16 protein-coding genes are annotated in these 13,214 nt (G+C 72.2%); 8 read left to right on the top strand and 8 right to left on the bottom strand.

Annotation, left to right across the window (positions count from 1 at the left end):
• Window positions 1-63: 63 nt before the first annotated feature.
• Window positions 64-711, top strand: a complete 648-nt coding sequence (locus tag KAK03_RS17075; protein WP_210855573.1) for a hypothetical protein — start codon at window positions 64-66, stop codon at window positions 709-711.
• Window positions 708-1,256 (top strand): DNA-directed RNA polymerase subunit alpha C-terminal domain-containing protein, encoded by a 549-nt coding sequence (locus KAK03_RS17070; protein ID WP_210855571.1) that lies wholly within the window; start codon window positions 708-710, stop codon window positions 1,254-1,256. The genes KAK03_RS17075 and KAK03_RS17070 overlap by 4 nt, the downstream gene beginning before the upstream one ends.
• A gap of 34 nt (window positions 1,257-1,290) precedes the next feature.
• Here KAK03_RS17070 and KAK03_RS17065 read toward each other — a convergent pair whose 3' ends face one another.
• Window positions 1,291-2,415, bottom strand: a complete 1,125-nt coding sequence (locus tag KAK03_RS17065; RefSeq protein ID WP_210855570.1) for a tetratricopeptide repeat protein — start codon at window positions 2,413-2,415, stop codon at window positions 1,291-1,293.
• A gap of 83 nt (window positions 2,416-2,498) precedes the next feature.
• Between KAK03_RS17065 and KAK03_RS17060 the strand changes: the two genes are divergently transcribed.
• Window positions 2,499-3,284 (top strand): ankyrin repeat domain-containing protein, encoded by a 786-nt coding sequence (locus KAK03_RS17060; protein WP_210855567.1) that lies wholly within the window; start codon window positions 2,499-2,501, stop codon window positions 3,282-3,284.
• 20 nt (window positions 3,285-3,304) lie between these two features.
• On the opposite strand, the gene KAK03_RS17055 is transcribed toward KAK03_RS17060, so the two are convergent.
• Window positions 3,305-3,772 (bottom strand): MarR family winged helix-turn-helix transcriptional regulator, encoded by a 468-nt coding sequence (locus KAK03_RS17055; protein WP_210855565.1) that lies wholly within the window; start codon window positions 3,770-3,772, stop codon window positions 3,305-3,307.
• Window positions 3,773-3,805: 33 nt separating this feature from the next.
• Between KAK03_RS17055 and KAK03_RS17050 the strand changes: the two genes are divergently transcribed.
• Window positions 3,806-4,537, top strand: a complete 732-nt coding sequence (locus KAK03_RS17050; protein ID WP_210855563.1) for a siderophore-interacting protein — start codon at window positions 3,806-3,808, stop codon at window positions 4,535-4,537.
• Window positions 4,538-4,634: 97 nt separating this feature from the next.
• The gene (locus tag KAK03_RS17045; protein ID WP_210855561.1) at window positions 4,635-5,135 is read left to right on the top strand and encodes a DUF4405 domain-containing protein; all 501 of its coding nucleotides are present in this window, start codon (window positions 4,635-4,637) and stop codon (window positions 5,133-5,135) included.
• A gap of 1 nt (window position 5,136) precedes the next feature.
• Here KAK03_RS17045 and KAK03_RS17040 read toward each other — a convergent pair whose 3' ends face one another.
• From KAK03_RS17040 to KAK03_RS17030, 3 genes are all read right to left on the bottom strand, one after another.
• Window positions 5,137-5,625: an aminoacyl-tRNA deacylase gene (locus KAK03_RS17040; protein ID WP_210855559.1), complete on the bottom strand. Its 489-nt coding sequence runs from the start codon at window positions 5,623-5,625 to the stop codon at window positions 5,137-5,139.
• A gap of 1 nt (window position 5,626) precedes the next feature.
• A complete protein-coding gene (locus KAK03_RS17035; protein WP_210855557.1) occupies window positions 5,627-6,688 on the bottom strand; it encodes an aldo/keto reductase in 1,062 nt (353 codons plus the stop codon).
• 70 nt (window positions 6,689-6,758) lie between these two features.
• A complete protein-coding gene (locus KAK03_RS17030; protein ID WP_210855555.1) occupies window positions 6,759-7,364 on the bottom strand; it encodes a hypothetical protein in 606 nt (201 codons plus the stop codon).
• 24 nt (window positions 7,365-7,388) lie between these two features.
• Here KAK03_RS17030 and KAK03_RS17025 point away from each other — a divergent pair, with 24 nt between their 5' ends.
• Genes KAK03_RS17025 through KAK03_RS17015 form a run of 3 tightly spaced genes read left to right on the top strand, consistent with a single transcriptional unit; the run spans window position 7,389 to window position 8,747 of the window.
• On the top strand, window positions 7,389-7,967 hold the full coding sequence (locus KAK03_RS17025) for a DUF2975 domain-containing protein (RefSeq protein WP_210855553.1): 579 nt from the start codon (window positions 7,389-7,391) through the stop codon (window positions 7,965-7,967).
• Window positions 7,967-8,182, top strand: coding sequence for a helix-turn-helix domain-containing protein (locus tag KAK03_RS17020; RefSeq protein ID WP_210855552.1), 216 nt, complete (start codon window positions 7,967-7,969; stop codon window positions 8,180-8,182). The genes KAK03_RS17025 and KAK03_RS17020 overlap by 1 nt, the downstream gene beginning before the upstream one ends.
• Window positions 8,169-8,747: a hypothetical protein gene (locus tag KAK03_RS17015; protein WP_210855550.1), complete on the top strand. Its 579-nt coding sequence runs from the start codon at window positions 8,169-8,171 to the stop codon at window positions 8,745-8,747. The genes KAK03_RS17020 and KAK03_RS17015 overlap by 14 nt, the downstream gene beginning before the upstream one ends.
• A gap of 15 nt (window positions 8,748-8,762) precedes the next feature.
• Here KAK03_RS17015 and KAK03_RS17010 read toward each other — a convergent pair whose 3' ends face one another.
• The 3 genes from KAK03_RS17010 to KAK03_RS17000 are packed head-to-tail and all read right to left on the bottom strand — an operon-like array spanning window position 8,763 to window position 13,176.
• Window positions 8,763-10,721: a putative bifunctional diguanylate cyclase/phosphodiesterase gene (locus KAK03_RS17010; protein WP_210855548.1), complete on the bottom strand. Its 1,959-nt coding sequence runs from the start codon at window positions 10,719-10,721 to the stop codon at window positions 8,763-8,765.
• Window positions 10,718-11,233 carry a YfiR family protein gene (locus KAK03_RS17005; protein ID WP_210855546.1) on the bottom strand — a complete coding sequence of 172 codons (516 nt, stop codon included), beginning with the start codon at window positions 11,231-11,233 and terminating at the stop codon, window positions 10,718-10,720. Before KAK03_RS17005 ends, KAK03_RS17010 begins: the two co-directional genes overlap by 4 nt.
• Window positions 11,230-13,176: a TonB-dependent receptor plug domain-containing protein gene (locus KAK03_RS17000; protein ID WP_210855544.1), complete on the bottom strand. Its 1,947-nt coding sequence runs from the start codon at window positions 13,174-13,176 to the stop codon at window positions 11,230-11,232. The genes KAK03_RS17005 and KAK03_RS17000 overlap by 4 nt, the downstream gene beginning before the upstream one ends.
• Window positions 13,177-13,214: the final 38 nt, after the last annotated feature.

The following is a 13,214-nucleotide window of genomic DNA, read 5'->3' as shown; positions in this document are numbered from 1 at the left end:
CGGCCCTTGCCGGCGGCAGGCGCGGTGCGATTGTCTTTGTGGGGTCGCCAGCAGGAGCAATGCATGCACATCTCGGAACTGATTCAGCTGATCGAGGCCGCGGTGCCGCCCGGTGCGGCGCCGGGCACCCGCCACACCGTGGAAGGCACAGTCGACACCGGGGCCCAGGCCCATGCGGTGAGCATCGCCATGCGCATCGACCCGGCCGGACGTCGCCGCGAGACCTGGCTGTGTGATGGCATCCGCGTCCAGCCCGCGCTGCTGATGCGCCTGACCTGCGCCCAGCGCGACTGCCCGCAGGCCCAGCAGGCACGGCGCGACTGGCAGAACTTCCACCGCCGCCGGCTGGGCCTGCCGGTCAGCCACGAGCCCTTCGGCGGCCGACATGCCTTCAACCGGGAACGTCGCGCGGACCTGGTGTCGCTGGAGAGCGGCGCCCTGATGCTGCAGGCGCGCCTCAGCCGGTTCCCCGGCTACGCCGCCTGCCCCAACCAGGCCCACCCGCCCACGCGGCGGGATCTGCCGGGCTACGACGTGTTCGAAGGCGGCGAGTACCTGATGGGCGGTGGCCGGCAGGTGCTGCGCGATGGCCGGGTGGTGGACATGGGACCGGCGCTGCCCAGCCTGGAACAGGTGCAGGCGCTGCTCGACCAGAGCCACCAATGCGCCCGGCAGGCGATCGGCCGGGCTGCCGCGGGGGCCCGCTCATGAACGGGCCGCTCGGGAGACTCGAAGCCCAGCGCGGTTCGGTGACCACCGAGGCTGTCGTGGCCAGCGGGCTGGGCCTGACGCTGGGCGGCTGGATGGCCGCGCATCTGCGTCAGCAGCCCGGGGTGCGGGCGGTGCTGCCGCGGGTACGCCCGGCGCCTGCGGGGCGGTCCGGCCAGGGCGAGCGGCTGACGCTGCAGGTGGACGCTGACGCCGGCACCGATCCGCGCGCCACCTTGGCCCGTGTGGCCCGCCAGCTGCGTGCAGTCTGCGTGTCCTTCGCGCCCGAGGCCGCCGCGCCGCCGCCACCGCCGCCGGAGCGCCCGCGCCTGCGCGGCTCACTGGCTTGGCCGCTGGACGCCCTGGGGCTGTCGCTGCGCTGCGAGCTGGCGCTGCGCCGGGCAGGCATCGAACAGCTGGGCGCCCTGGCCGCGCTGGACGAGCGACAGCTGCTGGCCCTGCCGCACCTGGGCAGGCGGCAGGTGGCCGAGGTGGTGGACATGCTGGCCGCTCACGGCTTGCAGCCCGGCACCCCCTTGCCTGGCTGAGGCGGGAGCGGGCGGGTGCCTGCCCGGCCCTCGCTCACCGCTGGCCGATGGGCTTCGACAATGGCACCGGTTGCCAGGCCTGCAGGCGACGCTGGACTTCGGCACGCTGGGTCGCATCGAGCTGCCCGAGTTGGCGGTCACGCATCGGCGCCAGATCATCGTCATGCCGGCTGGCCAGCGACAGCCAGACAGCGCTCTGCACCGGATCCTTCGGCACACCCACGCCGTCTGCCGCCATCAGGCCCAGCATGGCCTGCGCGCGGGGATGGTCGCGCTCTGCCCCTGCGGTCAGCCAACGCGCCGCCGCGGTCAGGTCCTGTGGGAGGCCCTTCCCACCCAGGTATCGACCACCCAGTTCACCCATCGCCGCGGGCAGGCCGCCCTCCGCCGCTCGCTGCAGCCACAGCATGGCCTCATGTTCGTCAACGGAGCCCCCCACACCCTGGATCAGCATGAGGGCCAGGCGAAACTGCGCCTGGGCATGACCCGCCGCCGCAGCGCGCTGAACCCAGGCCCGGCCTTGCACTGCATCTCTTGGCTGTCGGGCCTCGCCCCGCAGGTAGGACAGACCGATGCGGTCCATCGCCGCCGCATGTCCTGCCTCCGCCGCTCGCCGGATCCATTGCAAGGCCTGAGCCAGATCGACGGCCGTACCGCGACCCTCCTCGTACAGCAGGCCCAGGTTGTACGCCGCGCTGCGGTGACCCTGCTCCGCGGCACGGCGGTACCAGTCCACCGCGGCCGCGGCGTCCGCCGAAACGCCGTCGCCCGCGGCCAGCAGCACGGCCGTGTTGTAGGCGCCCTCCACATCACCGGATTCAGCGGCGCGCCGATACCAGCGATAGGCCTCGGCCGGGTCGCGCTGACCCGCCCAGGCGTAGGCATAGGCACTGCCCAGCAGCACCTGGGCCGCGGCGTCACCCGCCTCTGCGGCGGGGCGCAGCAGGGCCATCGCGGCGCCGGGATTGCCGGCCAGTTGCAGGGCCGACGCGTCCTCGACGACACCACCCTGTGATGCCGTAGCCACCAGCAGCCAGGGTGCCAGCAGCAGCGCGCGCAGCCAGACTGCGCTCCTTCGGAGAGAACCCATCGTCACCTCGCTTTCCGGTGTTGGCGTCGCCGGCTGATTCCATGCTGCGCCATCGAGGACACCGACCATTGAGGCAACGCAAGACTGGCCGGCTCGCCGCGCGATGCAATCTGCCCAGATCAATGGTCACCGGTCGCGGCCCAGGAATGTTCATGAGCTACCGAGCCCGCCTGTCCAGCGCCCTTGTGGTGCCGCTCATGGCTTCGGCGACGTTCAGCGCGGTCGCCGACTCGGCAGGCATGCCGGCTTCCGAGGTGCTGCTGTCGCGATGCCTGGACGTCGAGCGCAGCGCACTGCTGCCGCGCCTGGGTGTCGATCCACGACTGCCGGACCGCACTGCGGTGGACACCGCGGCTCGCTACCTGTGCGAGCACGCGGCACGCAGTTGCACCGAGGCCCCGACGGCGGATGCCTGCCAACTGGCCTTGTCCAGGTACGGCTTGGGCAGCGGCGCGATGGTGTCTCCCGGCGGTCGATCCCTGTTTGATGCGGCCTATGTCGGTCATTCGGACCGCGTGGCCACCCTGTTGAAGGACGGCGCCGACCGGAACTGGACCAACGTGGCCGGTTGGACGCCGCTGATGATCGCAGCCGCAGAACGTCACGGCGAGATCGTGGCCATGCTCATTGCCGCAGGCGCCGACCCCAATCGCCAGAACCACCTCGGCCGCACAGCGCTGATGTTTGCCAGCAGCTATGGGGAGCTGGACATCGTGCGGCAACTGGTGGCGGCCGGCGCCAACGTCGACCTGGTGCCCGGCGATGGCGTGGGCATGACCGCGCTGATGGCGGCAGCAGCGCGAGGTCATGTCGAGGTAGTGGCAGTGCTGCTGGATGCCCAGGCCACGCCGTCGCTGAAGGCAAAGAACGGCAAGACCGCATTGGATCTGGCCCGCGAAGGCAATCACACCCGCGTCGTCGAACTGTTGGATCGCTGACGGTCTACCCCGCCGGGCACTCAGCCAGCGCCGGCCCGCATACCCGCCGCGATGCGCTCCAGCAAACTGCGCAACTGCTGCAGTTCGGCCGCGTCCAACACCGAAAAGGCCTGCGCCGCGCTGCGGCCGCGCACCTGCATCACCCGCTGATGCAGACGCGCCGCTGCAGCGGTGGGGTGAAGCCGGGAAACGCGGCGATCATGCTCGTCGGTGCGCGCCTCCAGCAACCCGCGCTCGCGCAGCGCCGCCACCAGTCGCGCCACCTGGGCCTTGTCGCGGCCACTGTGCTCGACCAGCTGCGAGGCGGTGGCGCCGGGGTGACGCAGGAAGAAGCCCAAGGCCCGGCCTTCCATCGGTGCCAGGCCGTCGTCCAGCGGCTCCGCCGCGGCGGCGGCGCGCAGGCGGTGCACCACCGCGTGCAGAGCCTCGACGACGCCCGCCACCGGGTCCTCGGGCTTTTGGTTGACACTATCAACTTTGTTCGGCATGATGGATGACATTATCAACCAACAAGACCCCGAATGGAACACAGCCTCCAGGAACGCCGCGTGCGGCGTGTCCGCCATGAACTGAAGCTGCGCACGCTGCAGGTGCTGCGCGTGGAACACCCCCACCCGGCCTTGGCGCGGGTGGTGCTGGGCGGCGAGGACCTCGCCGACTTCCTGTCCCTGTCCTTTGACGACCACGTCAAGCTGTTCGTGCCCGACGGCGCGGGCGGCGAGGCCCGCCGCGACTACACGCCCCAGGCCTTTGATGCGGCCCGCCGCGAGCTGACGATCGAGTTCGCGCTGCACGGCCATGGCCCCGCCACCACCTGGGCGCGGCAGGCCCAGCCGGGTCAGTGGCTGAAGGTGGGCGGGCCGCGCGGCTCGATGGTGATCGATCCGGACCTGGCGCTGGTGCTGGCCGGCGACGCCTGCGCGCTGCCGGCCATCCGCCGCGCACTGGCCGAGGCCCCAGCGGGCGCATCGGTGCGGGTGATCGCGCTGGTCGACGATGCCGCCGAGCTGGCCCTGCCGGCGACCGCAGCACCCGTCGAGGTTCATCACTGCCGCCAGGCCGAGGACTGGCTGGCCGCCCTGCCCCGGGCCCTGCCCGCCGCCGACGAGGGCTTCGTGTGGTGCGCCGGCGAAGCCGCGCTGATGGCCCGCGCCCGTGACAGCTTGCAGGCCGCAGGCCTGCCGGTGGCCGCGATGCGCGTGGCCGCCTACTGGAAGCGCGGCGCTGCCGACTTCCACGACACCCTGGCCTGAACGCGCGCCCATTTGACCTGGCTCAGAGTCGCGCTACAGAGCCTTCACATGCGCTGGCTATCCTGAACCCGATCTCCGCTCACGTCCCCTGCACACCATGAAGATCTCCCGCGAATGGGCCACGCCGCTGACCATCGGCAGCTTCGCCCTGATGGCCGTCACCGGCGTCCTGATGTTCTTTCACCTCGACAGCGGCCTGAACAAGACCGCCCATGAATGGCTGGGCTGGCTGATGGTGGCCGGCGTGGCCGCCCACGCCGCTGCCAACTGGCTGGGCTTCAAGCGCTACTTCCTGAACAGCGGCACCGGCCGCGCCATCATGGCGGTCAGCGTGCTGGTGCTGGCCGGCAGCTTTGCACCGCCGCCTGGCGCCAGCGAAGGCGGCGGCTCGCCGCCGCAACTGGCGATCCGCGCGATCACCCAGGCCCCGCTGGCGCAGCTGGCGCCTCTGACGGGCCGGCCAGTCGAGCAGTTGCAGGCCGACCTGGCCGCCGCGGGGATCGCTGTCGAGGGGCCTCAGGCCACGCTGGCCAGCGCGCTGGGCGGCAACCGCGAGCAGATCGGCAAGGCCATCGGGGTGATGTTCGGCAAGCGCTGAATCACAACGCGCAGTGCACGGCCCGCGCGCCCAGCGGGCCGCTCAGCACCGCGGGCTCGATGCCCACCAGGTAGCCCCGGCGGCCGCCATTGATCAGGATGCGCGGCAGCGCCAGCACACCGGCCTCCACGAACACGCGCATCGCCTTGCGCGTGCCGAAGGGCGAGGTGCCCCCCACCAGGTAGCCGCTGTGGCGCTGCGCCACCTCGGGCTTGCAGGGCTCGACGCTCTTGACGCCGATCTCGCGCGCCAGGTTCTTGGTGCTGACCTGGCGGTCGCCGTGCATCAGGATGATCAGCGGCTCGGCCTTGTCGTCCTGCATCACCAACGTCTTGACCACCGCGTGCTCGTCCCAGCCGAGTTGCCTGGCCGACTCGGCGGTGCCGCCGTGGTCGACGTAGTCGTAGGCATGCTCGGTGTAGGCGATGCCCTGCGCCTTGAGCCACTGCGTGGCCGGCGTCTCGCTGACGTGCCTGTCCTTCTTCGCCATGTCACTGTGCGGGGTCGCGCATCTCCCAGCGGATCTGGTCGATCGCGGCCAGCAGTTCGGGCGAGAGGCTCACGCTCCAGGCGTCCAGGCATGCATCGAGCTGGGCGACGCTGGTCACGCCGATGATGGTGGAGGCCACCCGCCAGTTGCGGTAGCAGAAGGCCAGCGCCATCTGGGCCGGGCTCAGGCCGTGCTCGCGCGCCAGCGCGTTGTAGCGGCGCGCCGCGGTCAGGGCCTCGGGCCGGGCCCAGCGCTGCTTGCGCATGCTCTCGAAGCGGGCGATGCGGCCCAGCTCGGGCTGCGCCGGGTCGAAGCCGGGGCCGTCGTACTTGCCGGTCAGGCCCCCAAAGGCCAGCGGCGAGTAGGCCAGCAGGCCCACCGATTCCTTCTTCATCACCTCGTCCAGACCGTTGTCGACCACGCGGTTGGTCAGCGCATAGGGGTTCTGCACCGTCTGCACGCGCGGCAGGCCGTGGCGCTCGGCCTCGCGCAGGAAGGCCATCAGGCCCCAGGGCGTCTCGTTGGACAGGCCCACATGGCGGACCTTGCCGGCCTTCACCAGCGTCTCCATCGCCCGCAGCTGGGCCTCGATCGAGGTCTGCTCGGCGTCCTTGGACGGGTCGTAGTACAGCGCGCCGAAGGCCGGCGCATTGCGGTTGGGCCAGTGGATCTGGTAGAGGTCGATCACATCCGTCTGCAGGCGGCGCAGGCTGTCCTCGCAGGCCTGGACGATGTGCTCGGGCCTGAGGTCGCGGGCGCCGCCACGAATCCAGTCCATGTTGCGGCTCGGTCCGGCCACCTTGGTGGCCAGCACCACCTGGCGGCGCACTTCGGGACGCTTGGCGAACCACTGGCCGAGGATGGTCTCGGTGGCGCCGAAGGTCTCGCGCCTGGGCGGCACCGAGTACATCTCGGCGGTGTCGAGGAAGTTGATGCCGCGCGCCAGGGCGCGGTCCAGGATGTCATGGGCCAGGTCGGTGCCGACCTGTTCGCCGAAGGTCATCGTGCCCAGGCAGATCGGGGTGACCTGCAGATCGCTCAGGCCGAGGGAAACATGCTTCATGGGGAGGGGTCCAGGTCCGTCGTCAGCCCCTGAGTGTGCCGCATCCGTGCACACCCGGTGGCGCGGCGGCTCAGCAGCGCGGCAGGGCGGGCGGTGCGCCGTCGGGCTGCAGGTCAGCCAGCGTGGCACCGTCCAGCAGACGCAGATCGCTCTGCCCCGGCTTCCAGCGCAACCAGGCGTCCACCGCCACCTCGGCGGGCGGCGGCGGCGTTCTGGCGCGGCTGCAGGCGTTCAGCTCGGCGCCCAGGCCCAGCGTGCGCTTGGCGTCGGGACCATCGGCGTCGCGCCAGGCCTGCATCTCGCGGCGCAACTCGGCCAGGCGCTGCTGCTCGTCGGCCGGCAGCCCCAGCGCCAGCCAGCGACCGCCCGCACGCGGCGCGCTCAGGCCGTGGGTGGCCGCGGCCCCGGACAGCGGCGTCAGGTGCAGATCCATTTCGCGCTTGTCGGGGCGGCCGTTGCCCCGCTCGACCTTGACCCGCACCGTCAGCGCGCCACCGGCCAGGTCCACGCCCTCGGGCAGCCACAGCAACGCGCGCAGCGCGGCGGCATCTACGTCGGCGAACTGCAGGCCGCGCAGCGCCCACAGGCTGGACAGCGGGATCTTGCTGCAACCGGCCAGCAACGCCGCCAGCGCCAGCACCGAACAGCCGCGGAGAAATGATTGTTTGACGTTCATGTTTTATCGTTTTACATTAATTTCATGGACATGGATACCCCTTCCCCCCTGCCCCGCCCCGAACTGGCCCGCCGTCTGCGCGGGCTGGCGCGGGCGGTGCGTGCGCTGGCGCTGCTGGGCGCCCTGGGCCTGGTGGCCTTGCCGCCCTGGATTGCGCTGGGCAGCGGCTCCTCGCTGGAACCCATGCAAGGCCTGTTCGGCGGGCACCTGCTGGACATGGCCCAGGGCGGCATCACGCCTGCCGTGCGCTGGCGCCTGGCGCTGGTGACCGTGCTGCCGGTGGCCGCGGCCCTGAGCGCGCTGTGGCAGCTCTGGACGCTGTTCGGCGCCTACCGCCATGGCGACGTGTTCGGCCCCCTGCCGCTGGCCAGCCTGCGCCGCTTCGGCTGGGCGATGACGGTGCTGGCCGCGGCCCAGCCGCTGAGCACCACGCTGGCCTCGGTGGCCGCCTCCTGGGACAACCCGCCGGGCCAGCGCCTGGTGGCGGTGATGCTGGGCAGCAACGACTACGCGCTGCTGATGAGCGCGCTGGTCTTCGTCGCGCTGGGACGGGTGATGACCGAGGCGGCGCGCCAGGCCCAGGAGATCGAGGCCTTCGTCTGATGCCCATCGTCGTTCACCTGGACGTGATGCTGGCGCGGCGCAAGATGCGCTCGCGCGAGCTGGCCGAGTTGGTGGGCATCACCGAGCAGAACATCTCGCTGCTGAAGTCCGGCAAGGTCCGCGGCGTGCGCTTCGACACACTGGAAGCGATCTGCCGGGCCCTGGACTGCCAGCCGGGCGACCTGTTGCGCTGGGAGCCCGATGAGCCGCACTGACTGGCGCACGGCCACCCTGGTGCTGCTGCTCCACCTGCTGCTGTTCGGGGCCTTGCACACCCTGATGCGGCGCCCGGCCCCCAGCGCCGTGGCGCAACCCGCGCTGCAGTGGATCACGCTGCCACCGCTGACCCAGCCGCCGCCGGTCCCCGCGCGGCGCGTGCCCCCCGCTGCGCCGCCGCCGAGCACCCGCCCGGCAGCGCCGACGCTGCCTGCGCGCACGGCCGCCCCCCAGGAAGCGCAACTGCGCCTCGTCGAGGCGCCCAGCGCGCCTGTGCCGGTGGAGCCGCCTGCGTCGGCCGCCTCGGCGCCCCGCACCCGGCTGCTGGATTCGGCGGCCAGCCGCCAGGCGCTGCGCCAGCTGGGCAGCCAGCCGCTGCTCAGCGAGCGCGCCGCACGGGCGACGGACACCGACATCCAGCGCACCGACACCGCACTGGCCAACGACGTCAAGGCCGCCCAGCACGGCGACTGCCTGAAGGGCGAGTTCGCCGGCAGCGGCATGGGCTTGCTGAGCCTGCCGGCGCTGGCGGTGGCGGCGGCGCGCGGCCAGTGCGCGCGCTGAGCCGCCCGCCGCCGCTCACAGCACGGTCTCGGCCGCCGCCGTCGTCAGTTCCTGGCGCACCCGTTCTTCGAAATCGGCGGCTGACAGCGGCCGGCTGAACAGGTAGCCCTGCCCCTGGTGGCAACCCAGCGCCGCCAGTTCGCGGCGCTGACCTTCGGTTTCGATGCCCTCGGCCACCACCTGCAGCCCGAAGGCCCCGGCCATCGCCACGGTGGCACCGACGATCGCCGCATCCCCTTCATGGACCTGCATCCCGGCCACAAAGGAGCGGTCGATCTTCAGCTTGTTCACTGGCAGGCGCTTCAGGTAGGACAGCGAGGACAGGCCGGTGCCGAAGTCGTCGATGGCCACCTGCACGCCGCGCTGCTGCAGGGCTTCGAGCAGACTGATCTGGCCATCGGCCGTCTCGACCAGGCTGTGCTCGGTCAGCTCCACCGTCAGGTGGTGCGGGTCGGCGCCGCTGGCGGCGATGGCCTGGTCGAACTGCTGGGTCAGCAGGCCGCGGCGCAACTGCTGCGGCGACACGTTGACCGCCAGGTTCAACCAGCCCAGGCCGGCCTGGCGCCAGGCCACCCACTGGCAGGCGGCGGCGCTCAGCACCCAACCGCCGAGCTCGGCGATCAGGCCCGAGCGTTCGGCCACCGGCACGAAGTCGCCGGGCAGCATCCAGCCGCGCAGCGGGTGCTGCCAGCGCACCAGGGCCTCGGCGCCGATGGTGCGGCCGGTCTGCAGATCGACGATGGGCTGGAACTGCAGGCGCAACTCGTTGCGGCGCAGCGCACCGCGCAGGTCGTTGGCGATCTGCATCCATTGCTCGGTGCGCTCGCGCAGCGCCGGCTCGAAGATCACCAGCTGGTTCTTGCCGCGCTGCTTGGCGGCGTACATCGCGATGTCGGCCGCCTGCAGCAGCCCGGCCACGTCGCCCGCATCGCGCGGGAAGCGGGCCACGCCGACGCTGGCGCCCAGCTGCATGTCCGGGGCTTCGGCCAGCGGCTCGATCGCCAGCGCGTCCAGCACCAGGCGGTGGTACATCGCGGGCTGCTCCAGGCCTTGCTCGCAAGGGCAGATCACGACGAACTCGTCGCCGCCGAAGCGGTAGGCCTGCCCGCCGGGCCGCAGGCCGCGCTGCAGCCGCGCCGCCACCCGGGTGAGCACCGCATCGCCCGCTGCATGGCCGAGCGTGTCGTTGATCAGCTTGAAGTCGTCCAGGTCGATCGAGATCAGCGAGAAGGGCCGCTGCGGCCGGTCCCCGGTGCGGACCAGGTCCTGCAGATGGCTGGTCGCCGCATGGCGATTGAACAGTCCGGTGACCGGGTCGCGGTGCGCCAGGTCGTCCAGCCGACGCTCGACACGGTCGATGTCGCGCCGCACGCCCACCGCAAACAGCCAGGCCATGGTCAGCGCCACCGCGCCCACGGCCATCGTCAGGCCGCCGAACACCAGGCCGCGCTCCAGCAGGCTGGCGGTGTCGACCTCCAGTTCCAGGTGGGCCAGCTCGCGTCCGTCCAGCAGCACCGGCGCGGCCACGCGCAGCCGCTCGACCCAGGGCTCGGCCCCCCATCCGCCGGCTGCACGCACGCTGACCTCGCCAACCCGGTCGTAACGACCCAGCAGCAGGCCACCGGCGCCCTGCAGCGTGGCGTGGGTGATCGATGGCACCCCCTCCAGGCTCTGCAAGGACTCGCCCATCGCCGGGCGGTCGTTGAACGCGACCGCCGCGCCGAGCTGCGCGGCCACCAGCCGGGCCTGCTCGGCCGACTGGCGCAGCAGCGCCTCGCGGCCCATCAGGTAGGTCGCCAGGTTCAGGGCGGCGCCGGTCACCAGCAGGGCCAGCGCAGCGGCCCACATCGACAGGCGCGTCAGCCGGGCCGCCAGCGAACCCGGCGCGGGCGGGGTGTGCGCAGACTCGCGTGGCGCGGGCGGCGACGCGCCCAGGGGGCAGGCGGCGCCGTCGGCATCCCTCGGATGGCTCATTCGCGCACCTCCCGGGCCAGACGCAAGGCCTTCGAGCTGATCTGCAGGCCGCCGGCGCGCAGGCCGGTCAGGTCGATGTCGAACACCACCCGATCACCGTGCACCGCCAGCCGCACCGCCCAGGGGCCGGTCGCGTCTCGGCCGTCGGCAATCAGCAGTTGGGCACCTTGGCGGCTTGCCGGGCGCAGACCGGCATCGAGCTGGACCACCTGACAGGCGGCGGTGTCCGCGGACCGGCTCACCGCGCGCACCGCCACGCGGGCGTGCCGCACCGGGCGCTCCTGCAGGCCCTGCAGCGCCGGCCACCAGGGGCTGCCCGGATCGACGCACCAGACCAGCGGCGCGCCCGCGGGCCAGCGGTCCTCGTCAGGCCACTGCGTGAACAGCAGCAGGTTGTAGGCGATCGCGGCCTTCAACGGCCACTCGTCGACCGGCGACGGCGGAGCGGCCCCCGCCGGGCAGAGCGCCCAGCCGAGCCCGGCCATGCACAGCAGCCAGCGCATCCGCCTCATCGCGACGGCTCCCAGGACCACTCCAGCCAGAACTGGCGGGCTTCGCCGCGCACCAGCGGCTGGCGCACAGCGTCCGGCCCCGGGTCGTACCAGCGGCGGTTGGCCAGATTGCGCACGCCCAGCGCGAGCTGCCACTGGCGGTCTTCGCTGCGCAGCGACAGGCGCGCATGGAGCAGGAGGTGGCCGGCGGCGTCGCCGCGCCGCGAACGCGCCAGCGCATCGACCGCCAGCAGGCTGCGTTCGCCCAGCTGCCACTGGGCCTGGGCGCCCAGCAGGCGCTGCGGGTAGGTCAACGCGCCCGGCCACTGCGTGGAGCGCAGGGTCCGGTTCAGGCCCAGCTGCAGGCGGTAGCGGTCGGCCCCCGACAGCGCCTCGACCTCGGCCTCGATCCCCTGGGTGCCGAGCGCGCCCAGGTTGCGCACCTGGTAGCGTTCGGTGGCCGGGTCGTAGTGCAGCACCGTCAGGCCGTCGGCCTGGTTGCGATAGGCCGCCGCCGCGGCGCGCCAGGCTCCGCGCGACCAGTCGATGCCGATCTCGTCGGCGCGCACCTGTTCGCCATGCAGCGCAGGGTTGAGCTGCCAGCTGCCCGGCCCGTCGCCGTGGTAGCGGCGCTCGTAGGCATTGGGCTCGCGGAATGCGCGGCCATGCTGCCAGCGCCAGGTCCATTCAGGGGCCGCGCGCCAGACCAGCGCCAGGCGCGGACTGGTGTGTGCCCGGCCCAGCTCACGGTCCAGGCGCACGCCGGCATGCAGCGTCCAGTCGTCGGCCGGCGACCACTGGTCGTCGACATAGACGCCCCAGCGCCAGCCGCGCTGCAGGTCGTCCAGGTACAGCAGCGGCGCCGGTTGGACATCCGCGTTGTACTGCCATTGCCGCTGCTGCCGCTGCAGCTCCGCCCCCACGACCACGCGGTGGCTGGCGGTGGGCGACCACAGCAGCCGCCCTTCGAGGCCCCACCAGTCGCCGTCCGCGTAGTCGCGGTTCAGCGTCACCGGCGGGTAGTCGATCGGGTAGTCGCCCAGGAAGCGGTAGCGGCCGGCGAAGGCGCGCACCAGGCCATCCAGGCGCTCGTCCAGCACCAGCCGGCGCTCGACATCGACCAGCAAGGTGCTGTCGACAAAGCGCGCCCGCGTGTCGCCGAACACGATGTCCGGCCCCGCCGGGGTGCCCTGGCTGCGGCGGGATGACATCAGGTTCATGCGCCAGCCCGTGGTCTCCCAGCGGGCCGACCAGCTCTGGCGCGCCAGGCGGGCCGTGCCCTCGGCCTGGCCGGTACCGAACCAGGCCTCCTGGACCGCCTCGCCGCGGTCATGCTGCAATGAGGCGCCCAGCGCCAGGTGACCACCTGCCAGCGCCGTGTCCAGGCTCACCCAGGTGTCCACCGCGGCGCCATGGGACAGGCGCAGGCCGCCGCGCACGCCCGAGGCACCCGACGCGCGCGTGACGACGTTGATGACGCCGAACAGCGCATTGGCGCCGTACACCGCCGAGCCCGGGCCGGCGATGAACTCGACGCGCTCGACCTGCGACAGATCGAGCACGAATTCGGTGCCAAGCATGGCCTGGTCGAAGACGTTGTCGTTGACCCGGTTGCCATCGATCAGCAGCAGGACCCGGGTGTTGTAGTCGCCCGCCGAGGACATGCCGCGCACCGCGGCGTAGCTGTAGCTGCCGTCGCTGCTGATGTCGATGCCCCGCACCAGACGCAGCACGTCGGACAGGCGGCGCAGGCCCAGAGCCTCGATCTGCTGGCGGTCGATCACGGTGACCGAGGCCGGGCTGTCGCTGCGGCGGGTGCCCAGGCGCGACGCCCCGCTGACCGGCAGGTCCAGCAGGGCTTCCAGCGGCAGCTCAGCCAGCGTGGCGTCCGGCGAGGCGATGGCCGGCGCGGCCAACACCAGGCACAGCAGGGACAGGACGGCGCGGGGAAATCGGCAGGACATCGGTGCAGGTCGGCAGCGGGCCCCGGGGTGGGGCCGTC

The organism is Ideonella alba (assembly GCF_018069845.1).
In the GTDB taxonomy this organism is placed as follows: Bacteria; Pseudomonadota; Gammaproteobacteria; order Burkholderiales; family Burkholderiaceae_C; genus Ideonella; species Ideonella alba.
Note: the sequence above shows the minus strand (reverse complement) of the source record. Positions and strands in the feature narration are given on the sequence as shown.

Bases quoted from the DNA above. Each gene is read 5' to 3' on its own strand.
- KAK03_RS17055 (WP_210855565.1), bottom strand. From the start codon at position 3,772: ATGCCGAACAAAGTTGATAGTGTCAACCAAAAGCCCGAGGACCCGGTG.
- KAK03_RS17030 (WP_210855555.1), bottom strand. From the start codon at position 7,364: ATGAACGTCAAACAATCATTTCTCCGCGGCTGTTCGGTGCTGGCGCTG.
- KAK03_RS17075 (WP_210855573.1), top strand. From the start codon at position 64: ATGCACATCTCGGAACTGATTCAGCTGATCGAGGCCGCGGTGCCGCCC.
- KAK03_RS17010 (WP_210855548.1), bottom strand. From the start codon at position 10,721: ATGAGCCATCCGAGGGATGCCGACGGCGCCGCCTGCCCCCTGGGCGCG.
- KAK03_RS17070 (WP_210855571.1), top strand. From the start codon at position 708: ATGAACGGGCCGCTCGGGAGACTCGAAGCCCAGCGCGGTTCGGTGACC.
- KAK03_RS17050 (WP_210855563.1), top strand. From the start codon at position 3,806: ATGGAACACAGCCTCCAGGAACGCCGCGTGCGGCGTGTCCGCCATGAA.
- KAK03_RS17025 (WP_210855553.1), top strand. From the start codon at position 7,389: ATGGACATGGATACCCCTTCCCCCCTGCCCCGCCCCGAACTGGCCCGC.
- KAK03_RS17035 (WP_210855557.1), bottom strand. From the start codon at position 6,688: ATGAAGCATGTTTCCCTCGGCCTGAGCGATCTGCAGGTCACCCCGATC.
- KAK03_RS17015 (WP_210855550.1), top strand. From the start codon at position 8,169: ATGAGCCGCACTGACTGGCGCACGGCCACCCTGGTGCTGCTGCTCCAC.
- KAK03_RS17040 (WP_210855559.1), bottom strand. From the start codon at position 5,625: ATGGCGAAGAAGGACAGGCACGTCAGCGAGACGCCGGCCACGCAGTGG.
- KAK03_RS17060 (WP_210855567.1), top strand. From the start codon at position 2,499: ATGAGCTACCGAGCCCGCCTGTCCAGCGCCCTTGTGGTGCCGCTCATG.
- KAK03_RS17000 (WP_210855544.1), bottom strand. From the start codon at position 13,176: ATGTCCTGCCGATTTCCCCGCGCCGTCCTGTCCCTGCTGTGCCTGGTG.
- KAK03_RS17020 (WP_210855552.1), top strand. From the start codon at position 7,967: ATGCCCATCGTCGTTCACCTGGACGTGATGCTGGCGCGGCGCAAGATG.
- KAK03_RS17045 (WP_210855561.1), top strand. From the start codon at position 4,635: ATGAAGATCTCCCGCGAATGGGCCACGCCGCTGACCATCGGCAGCTTC.
- KAK03_RS17065 (WP_210855570.1), bottom strand. From the start codon at position 2,415: ATGGTCGGTGTCCTCGATGGCGCAGCATGGAATCAGCCGGCGACGCCA.
- KAK03_RS17005 (WP_210855546.1), bottom strand. From the start codon at position 11,233: ATGAGGCGGATGCGCTGGCTGCTGTGCATGGCCGGGCTCGGCTGGGCG.